Origin of the sequence: Bradyrhizobium amphicarpaeae (assembly GCF_002266435.3) — a bacterium.
In the GTDB taxonomy this organism is placed as follows: domain Bacteria; phylum Pseudomonadota; class Alphaproteobacteria; order Rhizobiales; family Xanthobacteraceae; genus Bradyrhizobium; species Bradyrhizobium amphicarpaeae.
The window spans coordinates 4660747-4682148 of record NZ_CP029426.2; the positions used below are offsets into that span (position 1 = coordinate 4660747).

The following is a 21402-nucleotide window of genomic DNA, read 5'->3' on the forward strand; positions in this document are numbered from 1 at the left end:
GCCTTTGCCCACTCTACGAGACCGCTGCTTGTCTCAATGCAGCCGGAACACGCCATCGACGGCGCGCAACTCGGCCGGCTTGATCAGCTTGGAGTGCGCGACGGTCACTGAATGGAGGGGGCCGTCGAGCTTGTCCTGCCAGAACGCCAGGAAATCCTTCAGCGCCGGAAATTTCGGAAACATGTCATAGTTCTGCCAGACGTAGGTCTGGAGCAGCGAGGGATGATCCGGCATCCGGTAAAGGATTTGTGCCGTCGTCAGCCCGTAACCCAAAAGCTGTTTCCGAAAATCCTCGGAAACGCCCCCACTCCGCACGCCCATGCCAACCTCCTTTGCAGGAGCGCATTCAGGGGGCGGCCTGGTCGGTGTGCGCCTTACGAGCCACCCGGTACTGATGCGCTCACATGAGAGAAATGTGACGCAAACTGACAACACATCTCAAGCCCAAAGGTTTAACAAGCTGTTGAAATTCAATGCGTTAGCAGCAGATGCGGCACCGTGCTAATACGGGCAACGCTCGGGTTAACGATGGCAAGGGGATTTTGGCAGACGGCGCTATCGAGTGCTTATTTTTCTGCTACAAGCCCTTGCTCCCGCAAAAATCCTGCCTTATCTCAGCAGTGCCCGCCTGGCACTCGCAGGCGGCGACTGCTAACAATCTTAAATCATCAACCCGAGCAATTGCTTAGGAGGACTGCATGAAATTCCGTCCGCTTCACGACCGCGTCGTGGTCAAGCGCATCGACGCAGAAGAGAAGACCGCTGGCGGCATCATCATTCCCGACACTGCCAAGGAAAAGCCTTCGCAGGGTGAGGTCGTCGCCGTCGGCCCCGGTGGCCGCGACGAAGCCGGCAAGCTGATCCCGATCGACCTGAAGGTCGGCGACCGCGTGCTGTTCGGCAAGTGGTCCGGCACCGAGGTCAAGATCGACAACGTCGATCTGCTGATCATGAAGGAAAGCGACATCATGGGCGTCATGGACGTCCCCGCTTCCAAGAAGAAGGCGGCCTGACAGGCCCCTCTCCCTCCCGTCAAACACCTAAGGAAAAATTCACATGGCAGCCAAAGAAGTCAAATTCTCGGTTGAAGCGCGCGACAAGATGCTGCGCGGCGTCGACATCCTCGCCAACGCGGTGAAGGTCACGCTCGGTCCGAAGGGCCGCAACGTCGTGCTCGACAAGTCGTTCGGCGCTCCCCGCATCACCAAGGACGGCGTCACCGTCGCCAAGGAGATCGAGCTCGAGGACAAGTTCGAGAACATGGGCGCGCAGATGGTGCGCGAAGTCGCCTCCAAGTCCGCTGACGCGGCCGGCGACGGCACCACCACCGCTACCGTGCTGGCCCAGGCGATCGTGCGCGAAGGCGCCAAGTCGGTTGCCGCCGGCATGAACCCGATGGACCTCAAGCGCGGTATCGACCTCGCGGTCGAAGCCGTCGTTGCGGATCTCGTCAAGAACTCCAAGAAGGTCACCTCGAACGACGAGATCGCCCAGGTCGGCACCATCTCGGCGAACGGCGATGCCGAAATCGGCAAGTTCCTCTCCGACGCCATGAAGAAGGTCGGCAACGAGGGTGTCATCACCGTCGAGGAAGCCAAGTCGCTCGAGACCGAGCTCGACGTCGTCGAGGGCATGCAGTTCGACCGCGGCTACATCTCGCCCTACTTCGTCACCAACGCCGACAAGATGCGCGTCGAGATGGACGACGCCTACATCCTCATCAACGAGAAGAAGCTCTCCTCGCTGAACGAGCTGCTGCCGCTGCTCGAGGCCGTGGTGCAGACCGGCAAGCCGCTGGTCATCGTCGCCGAAGACGTCGAAGGCGAAGCGCTTGCGACCCTGGTCGTGAACCGTCTCCGTGGCGGCCTGAAGGTCGCGGCCGTCAAGGCTCCGGGCTTCGGCGATCGCCGCAAGGCCATGCTGCAGGACATCGCGATCCTGACCGGCGGCCAGGCGATCTCGGAAGATCTCGGCATCAAGCTCGAGAACGTCACGCTCAACATGCTCGGTCGCGCCAAGAAGGTGATGATCGACAAGGAGAACACCACGATCGTCAACGGCGCCGGCAAGAAGGCCGACATCGAGGCGCGCGTGGCCCAGATCAAGGCGCAGATCGAGGAAACCACCTCGGACTACGACCGTGAGAAGCTCCAGGAGCGTCTGGCCAAGCTCGCTGGCGGCGTCGCGGTGATCCGCGTCGGCGGCGCGACCGAGGTCGAGGTGAAGGAGCGCAAGGATCGCGTTGATGACGCGATGCATGCAACCCGCGCGGCCGTGGAAGAAGGCATCGTCCCGGGCGGCGGCGTCGCCCTGCTCCGTGCCTCCGAGCAGCTCAAGGGCCTGCGCACCAAGAACGACGACCAGAAGACCGGCGTCGAGATCGTGCGCAAGGCGCTGTCGGCTCCCGCTCGCCAGATCGCGATCAACGCCGGTGAAGACGGCTCGGTGATCGTCGGCAAGGTGCTGGAGAACAAGTCGTACGCTTTCGGCTTCGACTCCCAGACCGGCGAATACGGCGACCTCGTCAAGAAGGGCATCATCGACCCGACCAAGGTGGTCCGTACCGCGATCCAGAACGCAGCCTCGGTGGCCGCGCTCCTGATCACCACGGAAGCCATGGTCGCCGAGCTGCCCAAGAAGGGCGGCGCCGGTCCCGCGATGCCCCCGGGCGGCGGCATGGGCGGCATGGACTTCTAAGGTCCAACCACATAGAGAACGAAGAAACCCCGGCAGCGATGCCGGGGTTTTTGTTTTTTATTGATACACGTTAAGATAGCGCTCCGGCGTCATTCCGGGGCGGCGCAAAGCGCCGAACCCGGAATCCATTTCACTGCTTGCTCATGGCCTATTACGTCTACCTCCTCGCCAGCAAGAAGTACGGCACGCTCTATCTTGGCGTGACTAACGACATTGTCCGACGCATTTACGAACATAAAAGCAAAGTCGTTGCGGGGTTCAGCAAACGGTACTCTGTCGATCGGTTGGTCTGGTACGAGATCTACGACGACCCCATCACCGCGATCACCCGCGAGAAGGAACTGAAGAAGTGGCGGAGGGAATGGAAAATCCGGCTTATAGAAGAGAAGAATCCTGAATGGATTGATCTCTATCCGCAAATTGCGGTTTGACCTTGCGGATCAATGGATTCCGGGCTCGGCGCTGCGCGCCGCCCCGGAATGACGAGAGAATGGAGAGCGCCGCGCAAAATGACCGCCAGCCCTTCACCTCACCTTCCCCATCCGCTCGAAACGCGGCTCGCCGTTCTCGTCGAGCGACCAGAAGATCCGCGTCACCTTGCCGACGAGATTGTCCATCGGCACGAAACCGAACGCCGACATCATGCGGCTGTCGGTGGAATTGTCGCGGTTGTCGCCGAGCACGAAGAAATGGCCCGGCGGTATGGTGAAGACGTTGGTATTGTCGAGGTGGCCGTTGTCGACGCAATCGTGCGTCACGTAGCTCGCACCGTTCGGCAGCGTCTCGCGCCAGCGCTTGACCGTCGTAGCGTCATCCACACCGCAGGCAGAACCGGCACGCGTCTCCTTCAGCGCAACCCGCGTCACCGGCTTGTCGTTGAGGATGAGCTGGCCCTGCCGCATCTGGATGCGGTCGCCGGGCAGCCCGACCACGCGCTTGACGTAGTCGACCGAATTGTCCTTCGCCGTGCGGAACACGACGATGTCGCCGTATTCCGGATCGGAGGCAAAGACGCGTCCTGAGAGAAAGGACGGCGCGAAAGGCAAGGAATAGCGGCCGTAGCCGTAGGCATATTTCGCCGCGAAGACGTAGTCGCCGACCATCAGCGTCGGCACCATCGAATTGGAGGGGATGCTGAACGGCTGATACAGGACGAAGCGAAACAGGATCAGCGGTGACCACAGCACCGGGACCAGCAGGATCAGGATGACGATCACCTTCCAGTCCCGCGATCGCGCCGTCGGCGGCCGAATCGTGTCTTGAACAATCGTCATGCGCCTGCCCTGTTCAAACCGATGGTCATCGCGAGATTACGCAACCTTTGCGCGCGTGCAATCCCACTTCCGTGATTTTGGTCGCACAGGCGTCGTTCTTCGTTCATTGCAAGCGACGACAACGGATATGTGAAGGGCCGCCCGTGGGCGGCCCTTCACGTTTGTCACGCGCTCTCGGGCGCCTTCAGGCGCACGAGCCGGGTCAGGAGGGCATCGAGGCCCTCGCCGTGACCGGCATGGAGGTCGATGCGGCCGACCTTCTCGACCAGCCGCTCCAGCGACTCCAGCTCCTTGAGCCGCAGTAGCAGGGGGTTCTCCTCCATCAGGCGGGCGGTGTTCAGAAGCGAACGCGTCGCCGCGGTCTCCTCCTGCCGGCGGATCAGGTTCGCCTTCGCGCCCCGCTCCGCCTCCACCACCTTGTTCACCAGCTCCCGGATCTCGCCGGGCAGGATCACGTCCTTGACGCCGAGCTCGGTGACCTCGACACCTGACGCCGCGACGCGCGCACGCACATAGTCGCGCAGCTCCGCATCCAGCGCCGCCTTTGCAGACAGCACCTCGTCTAGCGTCCGGCCCGCGACCGCCTCGCGGATCGCGAACTGCACCAGGCGGTACAGCCACGCATCCACGTCGGGCACGGTCGCAACCGTGCGCTCGGGATCGACCACCCTGCGGAACGCCGTCAGCGTCACCCGCAGCGCGATGCGATCCTTGGTCAGCATCTCCTGCGCGGTGATCTCGACCGCCTGGGGCCGCAGATCGAGGCGCTTCACCTCGATCTTGCGGCCGACGGTCCAGAAGGCGTGCCGGCCGGGCGCGAGCCGCTCGATGAGCCTGCCCTCAACGTAGAGCAGGCCCGCCTCGTGGTTCTCGACCACCGTCTCGGACGATACCGCCGAACGGTTGCGCTCGATCATGCTCAGATGCCGCGCGTCGATCCGGGGATCGCTCGACACATCGATGCGGGTCGCGACCTTCCAGTAGACGCGCACCTGCCAGGGCGTCATCAGATGCACGGGCCGACCTTCGAGGCTGACGATGGCGATCTCGTCCGCTCCGGTCTCCACCGCCTCGAACAACTCGGCGGCGAGATCGGGCCGCGCGGCCTTCAGCACCGCGTAGCGATCCGCGGGGAATTCCGTCCCCACGACGTCGTACACGGTGGCCGCCAGCTCGTTGCGCCAATCGATCAGCCGATGCCGACCAGGCGCGAGCACCCGCTCGAGCTGGCCGTTTCGCGTCAGTAGCGCGCGCTCACCGTCCTTCACGGTGATCGTGGTCGTCAGCAAGTGCCAGGTCATGACACCCTCCTTCGTTTGCGTTCGGCCGGATGGCCGACAACAGGCTTCGTTTGCAAAGGATTTGAGGACGCGGACGACGCTTCCTGCAGAGATCGGCGGGCCGTGGCTTGAGCTTGCATGACGACGGGCGCACGCGCGCGATCGCGCGACGATTGTCGCGCGGCCGAGCGGAGCCACCCGGTATCAGCGCAAGCGGTATCCACCGCGGCGCGAAGCCGGTCTCACAGTGTCTAGGTTCGGACGGAAAGCCTTGCGGCAAAACGGCCGGACTGCGACTGAAGCGCGCGTCCGGTCCTCGTCAGAGGTGTCAGTTTTTCAGGCTGACCCGTAGCGCTGGAGCGGGATTCGAACCCGCGACCCGATGATTAACGTCACCTGCTCTACCCAACTGAGCTATCCTTTGTGGGACAAGAGACCGGAATCGAACCGATGCCTTCGGGGTTTCAGCCCGACGCTCTCCATGAGCTACATCCTGCTTTTGCCTTCATTCGGCGGAACACGAAACCGGAGACCGGCTCGCGCCAGCCGGGATCTCAGAGAGCCCGGACACATGGCCTAGCGAAGGAGCGGGCTAATAGACGAGGCACGCACGGGTTGCAAGAGGGAAATTCAGGATTCTTCGTGACGACTTGCGCACCGTGACGCGATGATCACAGCGCAGCACGACGTCAGGGGCGCGAAATGTCCTGGAAGCACGCCCTCACCCAGTCGATCGTCACGCGTGTCGCGGGATCACGCTTGAGGTGGTTCTGCACCAGGAGCCAGACGTCGCGCCGCCTCGGCAGCAGCGTCGCGCGCAGGCTGCGGTCGGCGAGCAACGCGGCACAGCTGTGCTCGGGCAGTACGCCGACGGCCTGATGCGACTGGATCATGGTCCTGATGATGCGGACATTGTCGGTGACGCAGCGCAAATTGGTCAGCCGCTTCGCGCGCAGGAATTGCTGTTCGGGTATCGTGTCGAGCTCGTCCGGATAGGCGCAGGCGACCGGCTCACCACCGGTGCGGTCGGCGGGCTCGAAGAAATAAAGCCTGACATCGCCGAGCTTGGAAATGGTGAAGTCGCCCTTCTCCGGCTTGCGCAGGCGAATGGCGAGATCGGCCTGCCAGCGCGAAAATTTTACGTTGCCGCTGGAGGTCAGGAATTGCAGGGTCAGGCCGGGATGATCGCGCAGAAAGCTGCTCGCGTGCGGCGCCAGCAGCTCTTCGGCGACCGCGTTGGTCGAGGCGATGCGCAGGCGACCGACCGGACCGGACCGGCTCTCCTTGATGCGGTCGATCGCCGCGACATGGGCCGCCATCGCGCCGACATGCTCGAGCACCGCTTCGCAATGGCGCGTCGGACGTCGCTGGCCATCCACGGCGTCGAACAGCGGCACGCCGAGATCGCGCTGGATGCGCGCGAGCCGGCGGCCGACCGTGGTCTCGTCGATGCGCAGCCGCGCGCTGGCGCCGGCATAGGTGCCCTCGTCCCTCACGGCTGCGATGATGCGCAGATCGTCCCAGTTCATGGCCGCGAGCCTAGCAGCCGATGCAACGACCTGCAAATCTGCAGCCATAAGCTGCAATAGTCCTGCACGATGGCAGGGCGCTATCGCGCTAATGTCGCGCCATCCGCTCGTCGCAAGAAGGCTCCCATGACCGCTCCCAAGACCCTGCTCGAACTCTCCGGCGCCGATCTCAATCCGCCGAAGCTCAACGAGGCCTGCCTCGTGCTGATCGACATTCAGAACGAATATTGCGCCGGCCCGCTGGCCCTGCCCGATGCGCAGCCCGCGATCGCCGCGGCGGCGCGCCTGCTGGCGCGGGCCCGGGAGAGCGGCGCTGCGATCATCCACATCGCGCACAAGGGCCGCGCCGGCGGCCTGTTCGACCGCGAGGCCGCGCGTGGCGCGATCGTCGATCGCCTGACGCCGCTCGCGGGCGAGCCTGTGATCGAGAAAACGCTGCCGAACGCCTTTGCCGGCACCGATCTGCAAGCCCGGCTTGCCGCGGCGGGATGCAAGAACATCGTGCTCGCCGGCTTCATGACCCACATGTGCATCTCCTCGACCGCCCGCGCCGCACTCGACCTCGGCCTGCGCACGACGATCGCGGCCGATGCCTGCGCGACCCGCGACCTGCCGGATGGCCGCGGCGGCACGCTGGAGGCCCGGACGATTCACGAGGTCGCGCTGGCCGAGCTTTCGGACCGCTTCGCGATCATCGCGCCCGGCGATGCACTGAATTGACGGAGCATACGATGCTGCAACTCTATTTCTTTCCGATGGCCTGCTCGCTCTCGAGCCGCATCGCGCTGATCGAGGCCGGCATCGAGGCGCAGTATCACCTCGCCCATATCTGGACCAAGCAGGTCGTGGACGACGGCCGCGATTTCCGCGGCGTGTCGCCGAAGGGCGCGGTGCCGGTCCTGGTGCTGGAGAACGGCGAACGGCTGACCGAGAGCGCGGCGGTGTTGCAATACATCGCCGATTTGAAGCCGAGGGCGGGCCTTGCGCCGGCGTTCGGCGATCCCGATCGCTATCGCCTGCAGGAATGGCTAAGCTTCGTCGGCGCCGAGATCCACAAGGCGTTCCTGTTTCCGACCTTCTGGTACAAGGATGACGGCTCGCTCGCCAAGCCGCGTGCGAGGATCACGCAGACCTTGTCGGTGCCGGCAGCACATCTGGCGGAGCGCGAATTCCTCGTCGGTGACAGCTTCACCGTCGCGGATGCGCATCTCACCTGGGCCTTGCTGCTGCTCCGTCCCGCAGGCATCGACATCGCGCAATGGCCGTCCCTGTCGGCCTATCTCGCGCGCATGCAGGCGCGGCCGGCCGTGCGGGAGGCGGTCGCAACGGAGATGGCGCTGCGCAAAACCCTCGCGGCGTGACAGGATGCACGGCTGCCAAAATTAGAAGCGAGATCGTGAGGGCATTGAAGTCGGCGCGGCATGCGCTAATCTGACGGGATATTTTTCAGTTTTCCCGGACGGCCTTCATGCGCCTCTTTTTTAGAAGTCATCTGCCCGGATTCTGTTTGGCTCTCCTCACCTCCTGGCTTGGCCTTGGTTCCGTCTGTGCGGAGACGCGGGTGGCACTGGTGATCGGCAACGGCGCTTATGCCTCGACGGCGCAGCTTCCGAACCCTTCGCACGATGCCGAAGACGTCGCGGCCTCGCTGAGGCGCAGCGGCTTCGAAGTGATCCAGGGCATCGACCTGCGCCAGGCCGATATGCAGGACCTGACCATCCGCTTCGCGCGCGCCGCGAGCAGGGCTGACGTCGCCATGTTCTATTACAGCGGCCATGCCATGCAGTACAACGGCGTGAACTATCTGATGCCGGTCGACGCCACGCTGACCGATGAGGCCGACCTCAAGCGCTTCGTGCGGGTCGACGACATCGTGAACGATCTGCAGCAGGCCAAGAACCTGCGCATCCTCGTGCTCGATTCCTGCCGCGACAATCCGCTGGCCGACATGCTGAAACGCTCAGCGACGCGTGCCGCCTCGGTCGGCCGCGGCCTGTCGAAGGTCGAGGCGCCACGCGGCACCATCGTGTCGTTCTCGACGCAATCGGGCCAGGTCGCCGCTGACGGCGCCGGCCGCAACAGTCCCTACACGACGGCGTTCCTGAAACACATTGAGGAGCCGCAGGAGATCGGCGACGTCTTTCGCGACATCAGCAGCGACGTCTACGATTCCAGCGGCAAGTCCCAGCTGCCGGAGCTGTCGCTGTCGATCATCGGCAAGTTCTACCTGAACGGGCCGGTGTCGGTGACGATCACACCCGGGGCGCCGCAAGCCGCGCCGCGCACCGACCCTTGCGCATCCGCGGAGGCGCACTGGAAGGCGGCGGACGGCATCGGCACCATCGGCGCCTTCGAGGATCATCTGACGCGATTTTCGAATTGCAGTTTTGCCAGTCTCGCTAGGGCGCGGATGGATGGCCTCAAGCAGAAGGTGGCAGCAGCCCCTGCGGCCGGCGAAAGCAGGACCTTTGACGGCAAGTGGGACGTGACCGTGAGCTGTGCCAGCTCCGGCAAGGCCATGGGCTATACCCGAGCCTTGTCGGCCACCATCGCCAATGGCGTATTTCATGCGGAGGATCGGGACCCGCGGACGAGCAGCACGCTCGCGATCGATGGACAAGTAGGAGCGGACGGGAAAACCACGCTGAGTGCGCGAGGCCTGACCGGTCCCAGCGCCTATACCGTCAACAACAGCGCTCCCGGCTCACCCTACGGCTACACGATCGACGCGCAGTTCGAGCGGAGCCGCGGCAGCGGCAAACGCAACGAATTGCGTCCGTGCAGCTTCACTTTCGTCAGGCGGTAGCCGGGCGCGCCTTTGCGCCGCGCACCGGCTTCACTCCACCCGCGCCAGCACGGCGAGCTTGCGGATGCCCTTGTTTCGGTAGGCGTCGAGGAACGCGTAATAGTCCTTGAACGATACGCAGCCGTTGGAATCGCCGTTCGGCCCGAGCATGAAGGTGTGGGCAAGCAGGCCGTCGCGGCCGTAGATCGCGCTCTCGCCGCCGACCGGGGTCAGGCGCAACGCGGGAACGCCGTGGAACAGCGCTTCGCGCGGTTTCAGCGTGTAGATGTGCGGCGGCGTCACGCCGCGCATGCGGGTACGCTGGGAGCGCGGATCGTCGAGATTGGAGCCGAGGCCGGAATGCGCTTCCAGCTTGGTGCCATCCGGCAGATACACCGTCTTGGCGGTGATGTCGTAGACCGCGGTGTCACGCTCATAGGGCGGAGCGCCGCCGAACATCGGGTTCTGCTCCTTCGGCGCGATAGCAGAGGTCACGGAGGCGTCCGCCGAAGCGTAAGCGAGCAGTCCGCCGGACGGCTCGCGCTTGCCCCAGAGTTTTTCGACCATCGACTGGCGCGGACCGGTGATCGACATCACCGCGGCCTTGGCGCGGTCGGCGAATGATTTCTTGGCTTCGGGCGCCGGTATGATCTGCGCCGGATCGGCAGAGGCGAGCTGTATCTGGGCATCCCCAGCATGCTTGGCCTTGTCTGCAGTCTTGTCAGGGGTCTTCTCAGCCATCTTGGCCGGGGCCGACGGCTTCAACGCTTCCGCGACTTTCGCGATCACGCCCTGCTTCGGCGCGTCTTTTGCCACCGCAACCTGGGTCGCCGGCGCCGCGCTGGCGGCGTTCGATGCCACGCCTTGGGTCGCAGCCGCAGCAAAGCGCTCGTTGAACATCTCACGCGAGATCGGGGCGGCGACCTGCAACCTGTCAGGCAGCAGCGCAAAGGCTTCCTTGATGGCGTCGCCGGCCTCGCGCAGCGCGACCTTGGGCGCCCGCTTGAGCACCGGCGCGTCGTAGCCGATTCTGCCGACGGTCGGATAGACGCTCGCGCCAAAGACGTTGCTGTAGATGGTCCAGCCGGCGCCCATCACGACGCAGCCGATGGCCGCGGCGCCAAGCCAATTGGTCGTGGTCATTTTCCGGGAAGAATTCCGCGAATTTCTCTTGGACTTCCGTGCCGCGTTACTCTGCGCAGCGATACTCGTACTCATTCGCCTTGCGTCCAGGACGGTGTCACTCAGTCCCCCTTCAAAGTGCCGCTGGTCACGATCCGGGAACAGCATCTCGCAGAGGGTCGGAGCGTCATTAAGGCGACTTTTAGTTAAATGCGGATTAAGTTCGGGCAGATGTGGGGCAACTCGTTAATGTCGTCCCATTTCGGGAAAAAGCCCGCAGAACTACGGACTTAGTTGCGTCTGTTAACTATAATTCTCGGCAGGATCGGCGCATTCAGCGGTTGTCTCCGGCCACCTTCCTAGGGCCACCCAACCAAGTCGTTTTCGTGGCCTTTGATACTTGGACGATAACCGGGAAGCATTGCGTGAGGCTGGCGTGTGCGGGCTCCGCCTTCGTCCTCCGCTGCCTGCACGGAGGGACAAGCCCGTCGCTTCCACGGCTCGTCCCTGACCGAAAGTTGATCGCGCCGAACTGGAAAATGCCGCAACAAGGAAATAGCTGCGAGAGCGGCACTTTTCGGCAGCCTCTGCGTGTGATACGGTACCGTATCAACATCGCCTTGAACTGTGCCGGGCATGTAAACGGAGGCTGGCATGAGAAGGTTCGCGCGGGCCGGAGGTTGCGCTCTGGTGTGGTCGTCTTTGTTGATGGGATATGCAGCCGCGCAGCCTGCCAATACAGCTTGCACATCGTCGGCGTCGGCCGCGGGCACGCAGACCTGGCGCTGCGACAACGGCATCACAATCGTCGCAGAAAACGGCGCCAGATTTGAACTAAAGGACGCCAACCGTGACGGACACATAGACTCCGTCGAGTTGAGCAGCAAAGCCCTGCTGGTGGAAGTGCGCAGGAAGCCGGGCGGTAATTCGTTCAAGGTGCTGACGCCGCAGGCGATTGCCGCGGTGCGCGGCACCAGATGGGCCGTCGATGTCGCAGAGGCCAAGACCTCCGTCTTCGTCGCCGACGGCCGTGTCGGCGTCAACCGCAGAACGCGTGGACGCGGCGTCGTGCTGGGCCCCGGCGAAGGCGTCGACGTGGAAGCGACCGGGCCCTTGACGGTGAAGCAGTGGGGCCAGCCGCGCATCGACGCTCTCATGGCAAGACTTGGTCAATGAGGCTTGGTCGATGAGACTTGGTCGATAGACCTCGGCCCTCAGGCCCCGAAGAAAAAGAAGATTGCAGTACGACGTAATGACGAGACGCGTTCAGATCCTGGTGGCACTCGCCCTCACCGCGCTGTGGGGCGCGGGCATCTATGCCGCGCACGCAGGCGGCCATCTGCGCTTTCTCGACCGGCTGGAAGCAACGCTGACCGATTGGCGGACCCAGGTCCGCGGCGTGCAACGTCCGCCTGATCTCGTCACCATCGTTGCGATCGACGATACCGTGGTGAAGCGCGGCGGCAGCTATCCGCTGCCGCGGGCCGATCTCGCCCGCGTCGTCGACACCATCGTGCAATTCAAGCCGAAGGTCGTTGCGATCGATCTCCTGCTCGTCGACCGCAGCGCTGCGATCGGCGACGCCACGCTGGCGAACACGCTCGCCACCGGTCCCATGGTGCTCGCCGCCGCGGCGATCTTCCCCAGCGCCAGCGAGACCGTGGAGGCCGGCAGCGCAGGTCCCCTCGCCGTGCTGCCGCAAGCCGAACGTTTCCTGCTGCCGCTGCCTGCGTTCGCCGACCACGCCGAGGTCGGTATCGTCAATGTCGCGACCGGACAATCGGGCTCGCCGCTCTCGGTGCCGATGCTGTTCCGGACCCGCGACAAGGTCGAGCTGTCGTTCCCGTTGCGGGTCGCGGCGCGCGCGCTCGACAAGCCGCTGACGATCGCGTCCGATCATCTCATGCTCGGCGACCGCACCGTGCCGACCGATACCGACTTCGCGCTGCCGATCACCTATTACGGCCCGCGCCGCACCATCCGGACCGTGAGCGCGCAGAGCATTTTCGACGGCACGCTCAATCGTGCGGCGATCGAGAACCGGATCGTCGTGATCGGCGCCGCGGTCGCGGGCGGTGGCGACCTCTATCCGACGCCGTTCGATTCCCTGATGCCCGGTGTCGAGGTGGTCTCGACCGCAATCACCCATCTCATTGCCGGCGACGGCATCGTGCGCGACCGCAGGGTCCATATCGCCGACGCGCTCGCCGCGATCCTGCTGCCGGTACTGCTGGTCGGCTTGCTGGCCTGGCGGCGCAGCGCGCTCGGCATCATGGCGGCGGCGACCGTGATGATCGCCTGGGCCGGCCTCAATGCGTTCGCGTTCACGCACGGCGTCTGGCTGAATGCGGCAACCACGCTCGCCGCCGCAGTGCCGCCGGTTGCGATCTTTGCCGGCGTGCAGCTGTGGGCCGGAGCCCGCCGTACGCAACATCTCGCCGCCAAGAGCAGATCTCTCGCACAATTCCAGGCACCGGCCGTGCAGGAATGGCTGGCGCGCGATCCGAACTTCCTGTCCAAACCGGTCCGGCAGGACGCCGCAATCGTCTTCATCGATCTCTCCGGCTTCACGTCGTTGAGCGAACGGATCGGTCCGGACGCGCTTCGGGAGATCCTGCAGGCGTTTCACGCGCTGATCGACAAGGCCGCGGTCGATTGCGGCGGCATGATCACCGGCTTTCTCGGCGACGGCGCCATGATCCTGTTCGGTCTGCCGGCTGCGATGCCCGATGACGCCGCGCGCGCGCTCAAATGCGCGATCGACTTGCACCGTGGCGTCGAACACTGGATCGCCTCGCTGCCGTCAGCGATCGGCGGCCAGCTCGGCTTCAAGATCGGCGCGCATTTCGGCGAGATCGTCGCCTCCCGCCTCGGCGAAAGCCACCAGCACATCACCGCGACCGGCGACACGGTCAACGTCGCGAGCCGGCTGATGGAAGTCGCCGTCCAGAACGATGCACGGCTCGCCCTGAGCAATACGCTGCTGGATACGGCCGACTTCCACGGGGCTCCCGACGGCGTTCTGTCGGGCCCCCTTCCCGCCCAGATCCGTGGCCGCTCCGGCGTCGTGACCGTGTGGTTCTGGCGCGACCGGGACGGACCGAGCCACACTGCGGCCATGGCCGAGATGATCGATTGAGGTCGCTACCTCGCTTCCGGCGGCGGCGAGCGGTCCAGCACGTCGCCCTTGGCGTCCTCCAGCAGATCGACGCCGTAGGTCTCGACCACGAGCGGGCCGCGCTTGCGCTGCAATTGCGCGACCTGCGTGACCTTCGCAAATAGGGCGTCGAGGACGGGATGACCGTCCGGATGCAGCTCGTCGACATAGAGCAGCTTGCCCGCAAGCAGCTTTGGATCGGGCTCGCGCATGTTGACCCAGCGGATGCGCTGGTTCTGCTGCACCACGCAGGTGCCTGATGGCAAGTAGAAGGCGAGCCAACCCGTCGTGCCATAGTCCTGCGCAAGCACGCAGGTCGCGCCATAGCGCGCGCGCATGGCCTCGATTCCCGCGGCGAGCTCGCGCCAGCCGACGCCGACGCTGCGCACGGTGGCATCGCGGCGATATCCCGAGAGCCAGCCGGTGTTGGCTTGCACGATCAGCGCCGCAAACATCACGATGCCGACAGGCGCGGCCCAGCGCAGGCAGAAATCCGCCAGGCGCCGCGCACGCGGCTTCCACTGCGCGAGGTTGGCGGCGGCAGCAGCGGCAACAACGAAAGGCGGATAGACCGGCGCGAACCAGTTGGCTTCGACGCGGGCATGCAGTGAATGCCAGACGAAATAGGCGACGATGGTCCAGAACATCGCCTCGATCAGCACGCGTGAGGCCCGTGCGCCGGCGCGCTGCCAGGTCAGCGCGTGCAGGCCCATCGCACCGAGGATGAAGACCAGCGGCGTCGCGAACGCGATCTGGGTCGGGATCAGCTCGGCGATGAAGACGGGGCGGAAGTCCTCGATCTTCGCGCGCCCGAGCTGCTTTGCGAACGAGACCCATTGGTGGTCCGCATTCCAGAGGATCACCGGCGAGAACAGCGCCAGCGCAACGAGGCCGCCGAGATAGGGCCAGGGCGAGAGAAACCAGCGCCGCAGCTTCGGCACGCAAGCGAGCCAGATCAGGATCCCGGCGCCGAAGAACATCGCCGTGTATTTCGACAGCAGCGCGGCGCCAACGGCCGCGCCGACCGCAAGCCACCAGACGCCGCGGCCGGTCTCCAGTACCTTTGCGAGGAAGAACAGCACGAAGCTGGATGCGACCAGAAGCGGCGCATCCGGCGTCACGATCAGCGTGCCGACGGAGGCCATCATCGTTACATTGAGCAGGATGGCGCTGGTCGCCGCCACGCGCGCGCCCCCGAACAGGATCGCGGCGGAGCGATAGACCGCATAGCTCATCGGCAGCGCCAGCAGGACCGAGACGAGGCGGACGCCGAGCTCGGTATCGCCCGCGATCATGGTGCCGGCGCGGATCACATAGGCGACCATCGGCGGATGGTCGTAATAGCCGCCCGCCAGATTCTTCGACCACATCCAGTAATAGGCTTCGTCGAAGGTGATCGGCGTGACCGCGGCCGCAACGAGCCGCATGGCCACCAGCGCCAGAATCAGCAGCGTGGTGTTGCGGACGATCCGAGCGTCAGCCCCGCCCATCTCGCGTTATTTCTTGCGCCAGACGAACAGGCCTGACATCGCGTAGTTCCACACCACGCCCATCAGCGCACCGGCCATGCCGGCCAGCCACCAGATCGGCTCCTGGTCGTAGACCGAGAAGGCGACGCCGACATTGGCGAGCAGGCCGACGCTGCACACGATGTAAAAGGCGATCAGGCCGCGCAGCAGCGCAAAGCCCTTCAGCCGCTGGTCGCGATAGGTGAGGAAGTTATTGAGGATGAAATTGCTGGTCATGGCGACGATGGCGCCGGCGGCCTGCGCCTCCGCGAACGGCGCCTTGAACAGCTGAAGTCCGATGAACAACGTGGTGAGATGCACCACGAGGCCGATGCCGCCGACCATCGCGAACAGGATGAAACGCAGCGAGACGATGTCGTTGCTCAGCTTGGCCAGCACCAGGCCGAGGAAGTCGAGCGCGACCATGGAATCGAGCTTGCTCTCGCCATGCTGGCGGGCGCCGAAAGTGTAGGGAATCTCGACCGCGCGCAAGCCGCCGTGCGCGGTCGCGACGACGTCGAGCAGGATCTTGAAGCCGTGCACGGAAAGCTTCGGCGCGAGCTGTTCGAACCGGTCACGGCGGATCATGAAGAAGCCGCTCATGGGATCGGCGATCTCGACCCGCAGCATCTTCCTGGCGAACTCGGTCGCCAGCGCGCTGGCGCCGGCGCGCTGCTTGTTGAAGCCCTCGGTCTTGTAGCCTTCGATGTAGCGGCTGCCGACCACGAGGTCGGCCTCGTCGCTTGCGAGCAGCAACAGCATTTTCGGCAGTTGCGTCTCGTCGTGCTGGAGGTCGGCATCGATCACGGCCACATAGGGCGCGCTGGAGGCCAGGATGCCCTCGATGCAGGCGCCCGACAGGCCGCGGCGGCCGATGCGGCGGATACAGCGCACGCGGCTGTCCTGCTGCGCCAGCGTGCGCACGACGTCCCAGGTGCCGTCGGGCGAATTGTCGTCGACGAACACGACCTCCCAGGCGACGTTGGCGAGTGTCGCCTCCAGCCGCCGGTATAGCACAGCGACATTGTCGCGCTCGTTGAAGGTCGGGACGATGACCGACAGTTCCGGCCCTTCGAGAGCCTGCAGCGGATTGTCGGAGCCCGGTCTGATCGCTTCATTCATGACGGCAGCGTATATCCGCCGCGTCTTACGCTGCCAAGTTCTTGCGCTGCCAAGTTCTTGCGCTGCCGAGCCGGGGGGCTGTGGGGAATGCCCCAAAAGGGGCCCTAAAATGCCAACGACCCCGGAACGGCGGGCTGCGCGTACATCCGGCGCAAGCCTTAAGCTATTCCAAGGTCGTCCCAGCGCCGGAGTTTTTCGCTCAACGTCGCCGTTAAAGGCTAGATGGGAATGACAAGATCGCTTCGCAAGGGGCAAAAACGACGATTTTTGCGCCTTATTGGTTCGGCACTTCCCGGATGATCGGCCCGCGCGGCGCGGGCGCGGCTGGAGCTGCGGGGGCCGCGGCCGGGGCCGGCTCGACTTTTGCCGGTTTGGGCGGCTTGCCATACTGGCCGATCGGCCCGAACACGACAGCGACCGCAAGCACGACCGCGGCGACGATCGCGCCCAAAATGCCCCCTACCGACTCAGACGCCATGGAAACCCATCCCTGTTCCAGATCCGTTGGTGATATCACGGATGCGCGCGGAGCCGGAAGTGCCGCCGAATGGCGAATGGGGCGCCCCAGGCGTCTGCCCGGCTCGTCATCCCTATTTCGCCGGCGGCCTCTGCTTGACGAAGGCCGTCACGATGTCCTTCTGCGCGGCCTCCACCGCCCTGTTCGCGGTGGCGAGATGGGCGCCGGCATCGATATCGGGATATTGCGTGGTGAGATAGTCGAGCAGCGCCACCCGGTAATATTGCCGCTCCGACGGACAGGCGCCCGCGACCGAGCGGCCAAAATCCTGTTGCGACATTCCCTGATTGCTGTCGCGCGAATATTCCCGCGCCAGACAATGCCAGTAATCGTCGCGGCCCTGCATGGCGAGCTTCTGAACGCCCTTCGCATCGTCGTCATCCGCCATGATCGGAGATATCATGGCAGCAGATGTCATCATGACGAGCGCCGCTCCCAGCATCAGTCTCCGCATCTTTTTCTCCTTTATCGCAGATCCCAAGGCGACCTTAGACCGGACGCAGCAACTGGCCAATCACAACTGGTTTGATTAGGATGACGCATCCCCTCCACGTCGATGCGAGATCCTTACCGTGGCCAAAGCAAAAACCGCGTCCAAGAAATCAGGCAACATCTTCATCGGCATCGGCGGCTGGACCTTCGAGCCCTGGCGCGGCGTGTTCTATCCGGAGAAGCTGACGCAGGCCAAGGAGCTGTCCTATGCCGCTTCGAAGCTGACCTCGATCGAGATCAACGGCACCTATTACGGCTCGCAGAAGCCGGAGAGCTTTCGCAAATGGGCGAGCGAGGTGCCCGACGGCTTCGTGTTCTCGGTGAAGGGACCGCGCTTCGCCACCAACCGGCGGGTGCTGGCGGAAGCAGGCGATTCCATCAAACGGTTCTATGATTCAGGCGTGCTGGAACTCGGCGACCATCTCGGGCCGGTACTGTGGCAGTTCGCGCCGACCAAGAAATTCGACGGCGCCGATTTCGGCAAGTTCCTCGAGCTGTTGCCGCGCCAACTCGACGGACGCGCATTGCGCCATGTCGTCGAGGTCCGCCACGACAGCTTCTGCGCGCCGGACTTCGTGGCCCTGATCCGCGAGTTCGAGACGCCCGTGGTGTTCGCCGAGCACGGCAAATATCCCGCCATCGCCGATGTCGCCGGCGATTTCGTCTATGCCAGGCTGCAGAAGGGCAATGACGAGATCAAGACCTGCTACCCGCCCAAGCAGCTCGATGCCTGGGCCGGGCGCCTCCAGGCCTGGGCTTCCGGCGGTGAACCGGACGACCTGCCCAAAGTCGACAAGGCCAAGCCGAAGAAGGAGCCGCGTGACGTCTTCGCCTACGTCATCCACGAGGGCAAGGTGCGCGCGCCCGCCGGCGCCATGGAGTTGATCGCAAGGGTGAGCTGAGGTGGGCCATTGAGGCGAGACATGGCAAAGGCGAAGAAGCTTTTCACCATCGGCTATGAGCAGACGCCGCCCAAGGCGGTGCTCGACGAGCTCGAGCAGGCCGGGGTCAAGCTCGTGGTCGACGTGCGCGCGGTGACCTCGTCACGGCGGCCGGGCTTTTCCAAGAAGCAGCTTGCCGCGGGTCTCGACGAACGCGGCATCGCCTATGTCCACCTCGCCGCGCTGGGCACGCCGAAGGAAGGTCGCCTCGCTGCCCGCAGCGGGCAATACGATTTGCTGGAGAAGATATTCTCGAAGCACCTGAAGGCGCCGGAGGCCAAGGAGGCGATGGACGAGCTCTCGGCGCTGGTGAAGAAGGCCGGTCCCGTATGCCTGCTCTGCTACGAGCGTGACCACACCCATTGCCACCGCCAGATGATCGCGGAGATCATCGAGGCGCGCGATGCGGTTGCAGTGAAGAACCTGGCGGGGCGGCAAGTGTAGCCAAGCCGTGGCGCCGGCCGCAGCCGTCATCCTGAGGTGCCGGAGCGAAGCGGAGGCCTCGAAGGACGATGGCGTGCCCCAAAGCTGCGTAGTGGCCGTTCATCCTTCGAGGCTCGCAAGCGCTCGCACCTCAGGATGACGGTTCTACCCCTCCCCCGCCAGCTTGAACGTTCCCTCCATCATCTGCACGCAGCTGCCGCCGACATGGGCGGAGACGATCTTGCCGTCCTGCTTGCGCACGCGCGTCAGCAGGATGCTCGGCCGGCCCATGTCAAAGCCCTGGCCGACCGTGAGCTTGAGTTCGCCATCGCGCACGGGATCGAGGTCGGCGAACAGTGCTGCCGCGGCAACCGTGGCGCTGCCGGTTGCGGGGTCCTCGGCGAAACCGCTGGTGCCGCGCATGAACATCCGCGCCTGGAGATCGCAAGACGCCTCCGCGGCGCCAACCTCCCGCGTATAGAACCACACCGAGAACGCGCCGTCGCGCGGGAGCACCCTGCCGAAGGCGGCCGCATCGGGCCTTGCCCGCTTCAGCGCATCGCGCGAATGCAGCTCCGCCACCAGGAAAGGCGTGCCGACGCCAACGACCTGCGGCGCGTGGCGATCGGTCCTGATGTCATCGGCAGCCAATGAGATGCAGGCCGCAATGTCAGCGGCGGAAATTTCCGCCAGTCGTGACAGCGGCTGCGGAGCAGTCAATTCGGTGCTGACCACCTTTCCTTGCTCTCGACGAATGTCGACCGGCACGAGCCCGGCCTTCTCCTCGAACAGCAAACGCGGCTTCGACTCACTGGCGAGGCTCGCCAGCACGAAGGCGGTCCCGACATTCGGATGGCCGGCAAAGGGAAGCTCCCGCACCGGCGTGAAGATGCGCACCTCGGCATCATTGGCCTTGTCACGCGGCGACAGCACGAAGGTGGTCTCGGAATAATTGAATTCGGTCGCGACCGCCTGCATCTGCACCGTCGTGAGTCCGCCGCCGTCGAGCACCACGGCGAGCTGGTTGCCGCCGAAGGCGCGGTCGGTGAACACGTCGACGGTGATGTAGCGACGCAGCATCTTCTCTTCCTCATGCAAATCACGGCCACGACCGGCCGCATCGCGCGCAGTCTACAAGCCGAAAACATCACGCGTCATGCCCCAAAATTCCGAGCAATCGGAGCAATCCCAGATGCAGGAGAAACCGTGTGCGACAACGTGTGGCGCGCCCTATCCGAGCTGAAACACCGCCACCTTCCGGTCATAGCCGCGCACCTCGACCTCGCCGAGCGCAACGGCGTCGTCACCGTCGTTGCCCAGCGCCTCGCGCACGGTCGAGGAAATCAGGAGCTGCGAACCGAACTCCTTGTTCAGTGCCTCCAGCCGCGAGGCAAAGTTCACGGTGTCACCGATCACGGTGTATTCCTTGCGCCGGGGCGAGCCGATATTGCCGGCGACGACCTCGCCGAAATGGATGCCAATGCCGATGCGAAGCGGCCAACTCGTCTGCGCGTTGATGCGGTCCATCGCGCCCAGCATCTCGCGGCCCGCGGCAACGGCACGCTGCGCCGCGTCCGAGGCCTCCAGCGGCGCGCCGAACAAGGCAAGAAAACCATCGCCCAGGAACTTGTTCACGATGCCGCCCTGACGGTCGAGAATGTCCACCAGCACTGCAAAGGCGCCGTCGAGCCGGTCGACCACCTCCTGCGGGGTGCGCGACTGCGCGCCGGCCGTGAAGCCGCGGAAATCGACGAACATCACCGCGACGCGGCGAACGTCGCCGCCCCCGCTGGTTCCCGCCGCCATCAGCCGCTCCACCACCTGCGGAGAGACATGCTGGCCGAACAGGTTCGTCACCCGGTCGCGCGCGGTCGCCGCCGCGATGCTCGCGGCAAACTGGCGGCGCAGCTGCGCGCCGACGGCGCCCGCCAGCGCACCGCAAATCAGGATGACGACGCTGCGCACAGCGTGGAAATAGATCAGGGGATCGCCAGCCTCGTCCGCCGAATTGTAGTACAGCGCGACCGACAGAAGCCCGGCTGCAGCCACGAAACCGGTGAATGCAGAGAGCCAGAAATCGAGCCGCAGGGTCGAGAGGATGACGAAGATGAAATACATCAGCGGCACGGCGAAACCGAGCGCCTGGCTTGCACCCATCGTACGGGTTTGCAGGATCAGGATCACGGTCGGCAGCGACGTCTCGATCAGCGTGCCGACATAGCGCCGGATCACCGGCACGTCCCGATCGAGCCGCAGGTTCTTTCTGATCTGGGTGTGGACCCAGACCTCGAACAGGATGAAGCCGGCGAGCAGAGCATAGACCGCGATAATCCCGTCCGTTCCGTGCCACACCCGGTTCACCACGCCGGGGTCGATCAAATAGATCGAGGTGAGCAACAGCATCATGATGCAGCCCGTCAGGATCAGTGCCCGCACCCGCAACAGCTCGGTGCGCAACACCTCCCGCGTCAGCTCGCGCTCGAAATCCTCCGACAAGACGGCTTGGTGCCGCGTCTTCCTGCTCGCAAACCTGACCATTTGCCCCTCGATTCCGG

The 21402-nt window shown here is 64.5% G+C and carries 21 protein-coding genes and 2 tRNA genes; 10 read left to right on the forward strand and 13 right to left on the reverse strand.

All coding sequences use genetic code 11. From position 1 onward, the window contains the following. Nucleotides 1-33 precede the first annotated feature (33 nt). Nucleotides 34-321 carry an usg protein gene (locus tag CIT40_RS21880; RefSeq protein WP_094895562.1) on the reverse strand — a complete coding sequence of 96 codons (288 nt, stop codon included), beginning with the start codon at nucleotides 319-321 and terminating at the stop codon, nucleotides 34-36. Between the two features lie 377 nt (nucleotides 322-698). Here CIT40_RS21880 and CIT40_RS21885 point away from each other — a divergent pair, with 377 nt between their 5' ends. The 3 genes from CIT40_RS21885 to CIT40_RS21895 all read left to right on the forward strand — a co-directional run bounded on the left by CIT40_RS21885 (nucleotide 699) and on the right by CIT40_RS21895 (nucleotide 3128). Continuing rightward, the gene (locus tag CIT40_RS21885; protein ID WP_094895563.1) at nucleotides 699-1013 is read left to right on the forward strand and encodes a co-chaperone GroES; all 315 of its coding nucleotides are present in this window, start codon (nucleotides 699-701) and stop codon (nucleotides 1011-1013) included. A gap of 43 nt (nucleotides 1014-1056) precedes the next feature. Beyond that, nucleotides 1057-2697 carry a chaperonin GroEL gene (gene groL, locus CIT40_RS21890; RefSeq protein ID WP_063195265.1) on the forward strand — a complete coding sequence of 547 codons (1641 nt, stop codon included), beginning with the start codon at nucleotides 1057-1059 and terminating at the stop codon, nucleotides 2695-2697. 143 nt (nucleotides 2698-2840) lie between these two features. After that, nucleotides 2841-3128: a GIY-YIG nuclease family protein gene (locus CIT40_RS21895; RefSeq protein WP_094895564.1), complete on the forward strand. Its 288-nt coding sequence runs from the start codon at nucleotides 2841-2843 to the stop codon at nucleotides 3126-3128. A gap of 93 nt (nucleotides 3129-3221) precedes the next feature. On the opposite strand, the gene lepB is transcribed toward CIT40_RS21895, so the two are convergent. From lepB to CIT40_RS21920, 5 genes are all read right to left on the reverse strand, one after another. Beyond that, a complete protein-coding gene (gene lepB / locus CIT40_RS21900; RefSeq protein WP_094895565.1) occupies nucleotides 3222-3971 on the reverse strand; it encodes a signal peptidase I in 750 nt (249 codons plus the stop codon). Between the two features lie 164 nt (nucleotides 3972-4135). Continuing rightward, nucleotides 4136-5272, reverse strand: a complete 1137-nt coding sequence (locus tag CIT40_RS21905) for a slipin family protein (RefSeq protein ID WP_094895566.1) — start codon at nucleotides 5270-5272, stop codon at nucleotides 4136-4138. 331 nt (nucleotides 5273-5603) lie between these two features. Continuing rightward, nucleotides 5604-5670 (reverse strand) — tRNA-OTHER (locus CIT40_RS21910). A 5-nt stretch (nucleotides 5671-5675) separates the two neighbouring features. After that, nucleotides 5676-5748: transfer RNA gene (locus tag CIT40_RS21915), tRNA-Phe, on the reverse strand. Nucleotides 5749-5940: 192 nt separating this feature from the next. Continuing rightward, nucleotides 5941-6780, reverse strand: coding sequence for a LysR family transcriptional regulator (locus CIT40_RS21920; protein ID WP_094895567.1), 840 nt, complete (start codon nucleotides 6778-6780; stop codon nucleotides 5941-5943). Between the two features lie 126 nt (nucleotides 6781-6906). Here CIT40_RS21920 and CIT40_RS21925 point away from each other — a divergent pair, with 126 nt between their 5' ends. The 3 genes from CIT40_RS21925 (at nucleotide 6907) to CIT40_RS21935 (ending at nucleotide 9586) form a co-directional block, all read left to right on the forward strand. Continuing rightward, nucleotides 6907-7500 (forward strand): cysteine hydrolase family protein, encoded by a 594-nt coding sequence (locus CIT40_RS21925; protein ID WP_094895568.1) that lies wholly within the window; start codon nucleotides 6907-6909, stop codon nucleotides 7498-7500. Between the two features lie 11 nt (nucleotides 7501-7511). Beyond that, nucleotides 7512-8141, forward strand: a complete 630-nt coding sequence (locus CIT40_RS21930; RefSeq protein WP_094895569.1) for a glutathione binding-like protein — start codon at nucleotides 7512-7514, stop codon at nucleotides 8139-8141. Nucleotides 8142-8248: 107 nt separating this feature from the next. Next, nucleotides 8249-9586, forward strand: coding sequence for a caspase family protein (locus CIT40_RS21935; RefSeq protein ID WP_094895570.1), 1338 nt, complete (start codon nucleotides 8249-8251; stop codon nucleotides 9584-9586). A 30-nt stretch (nucleotides 9587-9616) separates the two neighbouring features. Here the strand turns inward: CIT40_RS21935 and CIT40_RS21940 are convergent, their stop codons facing one another. Further along, a complete protein-coding gene (locus tag CIT40_RS21940) occupies nucleotides 9617-10708 on the reverse strand; it encodes a DUF2778 domain-containing protein (protein WP_162307609.1) in 1092 nt (363 codons plus the stop codon). A gap of 633 nt (nucleotides 10709-11341) precedes the next feature. Here CIT40_RS21940 and CIT40_RS21945 point away from each other — a divergent pair. Together CIT40_RS21945 and CIT40_RS21950 are read left to right on the forward strand one after the other, a co-directional pair. Beyond that, nucleotides 11342-11863, forward strand: coding sequence for a FecR domain-containing protein (locus CIT40_RS21945; RefSeq protein WP_094895572.1), 522 nt, complete (start codon nucleotides 11342-11344; stop codon nucleotides 11861-11863). 76 nt (nucleotides 11864-11939) lie between these two features. After that, entirely contained in the window at nucleotides 11940-13826 is a 1887-nt protein-coding gene (locus CIT40_RS21950) for a CHASE2 domain-containing protein (RefSeq protein ID WP_094895573.1), read from the forward strand. Nucleotides 13827-13831: 5 nt separating this feature from the next. Here the strand turns inward: CIT40_RS21950 and CIT40_RS21955 are convergent, their stop codons facing one another. The 4 genes from CIT40_RS21955 to CIT40_RS21970 all read right to left on the reverse strand — a co-directional run bounded on the left by CIT40_RS21955 (nucleotide 13832) and on the right by CIT40_RS21970 (nucleotide 17445). Further along, on the reverse strand, nucleotides 13832-15334 hold the full coding sequence (locus tag CIT40_RS21955; protein WP_094895574.1) for a glycosyltransferase family 39 protein: 1503 nt from the start codon (nucleotides 15332-15334) through the stop codon (nucleotides 13832-13834). A 6-nt stretch (nucleotides 15335-15340) separates the two neighbouring features. Beyond that, nucleotides 15341-16474, reverse strand: a complete 1134-nt coding sequence (locus CIT40_RS21960; RefSeq protein ID WP_094895575.1) for a glycosyltransferase family 2 protein — start codon at nucleotides 16472-16474, stop codon at nucleotides 15341-15343. Nucleotides 16475-16748: 274 nt separating this feature from the next. Beyond that, nucleotides 16749-16952 carry a hypothetical protein gene (locus tag CIT40_RS21965; protein ID WP_094895576.1) on the reverse strand — a complete coding sequence of 68 codons (204 nt, stop codon included), beginning with the start codon at nucleotides 16950-16952 and terminating at the stop codon, nucleotides 16749-16751. A gap of 112 nt (nucleotides 16953-17064) precedes the next feature. Beyond that, nucleotides 17065-17445: a hypothetical protein gene (locus CIT40_RS21970; protein WP_094895577.1), complete on the reverse strand. Its 381-nt coding sequence runs from the start codon at nucleotides 17443-17445 to the stop codon at nucleotides 17065-17067. Between the two features lie 118 nt (nucleotides 17446-17563). On the opposite strand from CIT40_RS21970, the gene CIT40_RS21975 reads away from it, so the two are divergent. Further along, nucleotides 17564-18385, forward strand: a complete 822-nt coding sequence (locus CIT40_RS21975; protein WP_094895578.1) for a DUF72 domain-containing protein — start codon at nucleotides 17564-17566, stop codon at nucleotides 18383-18385. Nucleotides 18386-18406: 21 nt separating this feature from the next. Beyond that, on the forward strand, nucleotides 18407-18868 hold the full coding sequence (locus CIT40_RS21980) for a DUF488 domain-containing protein (protein ID WP_094895579.1): 462 nt from the start codon (nucleotides 18407-18409) through the stop codon (nucleotides 18866-18868). A 144-nt stretch (nucleotides 18869-19012) separates the two neighbouring features. Here CIT40_RS21980 and CIT40_RS21985 read toward each other — a convergent pair whose 3' ends face one another. Both CIT40_RS21985 and CIT40_RS21990 read right to left on the reverse strand, forming a co-directional pair. Beyond that, nucleotides 19013-19927: a PhzF family phenazine biosynthesis protein gene (locus tag CIT40_RS21985; protein WP_094895763.1), complete on the reverse strand. Its 915-nt coding sequence runs from the start codon at nucleotides 19925-19927 to the stop codon at nucleotides 19013-19015. 150 nt (nucleotides 19928-20077) lie between these two features. Then, the gene (locus CIT40_RS21990; protein ID WP_094895580.1) at nucleotides 20078-21385 is read right to left on the reverse strand and encodes an adenylate/guanylate cyclase domain-containing protein; all 1308 of its coding nucleotides are present in this window, start codon (nucleotides 21383-21385) and stop codon (nucleotides 20078-20080) included. Between the last annotated feature and the right edge of the window lie 17 nt (nucleotides 21386-21402).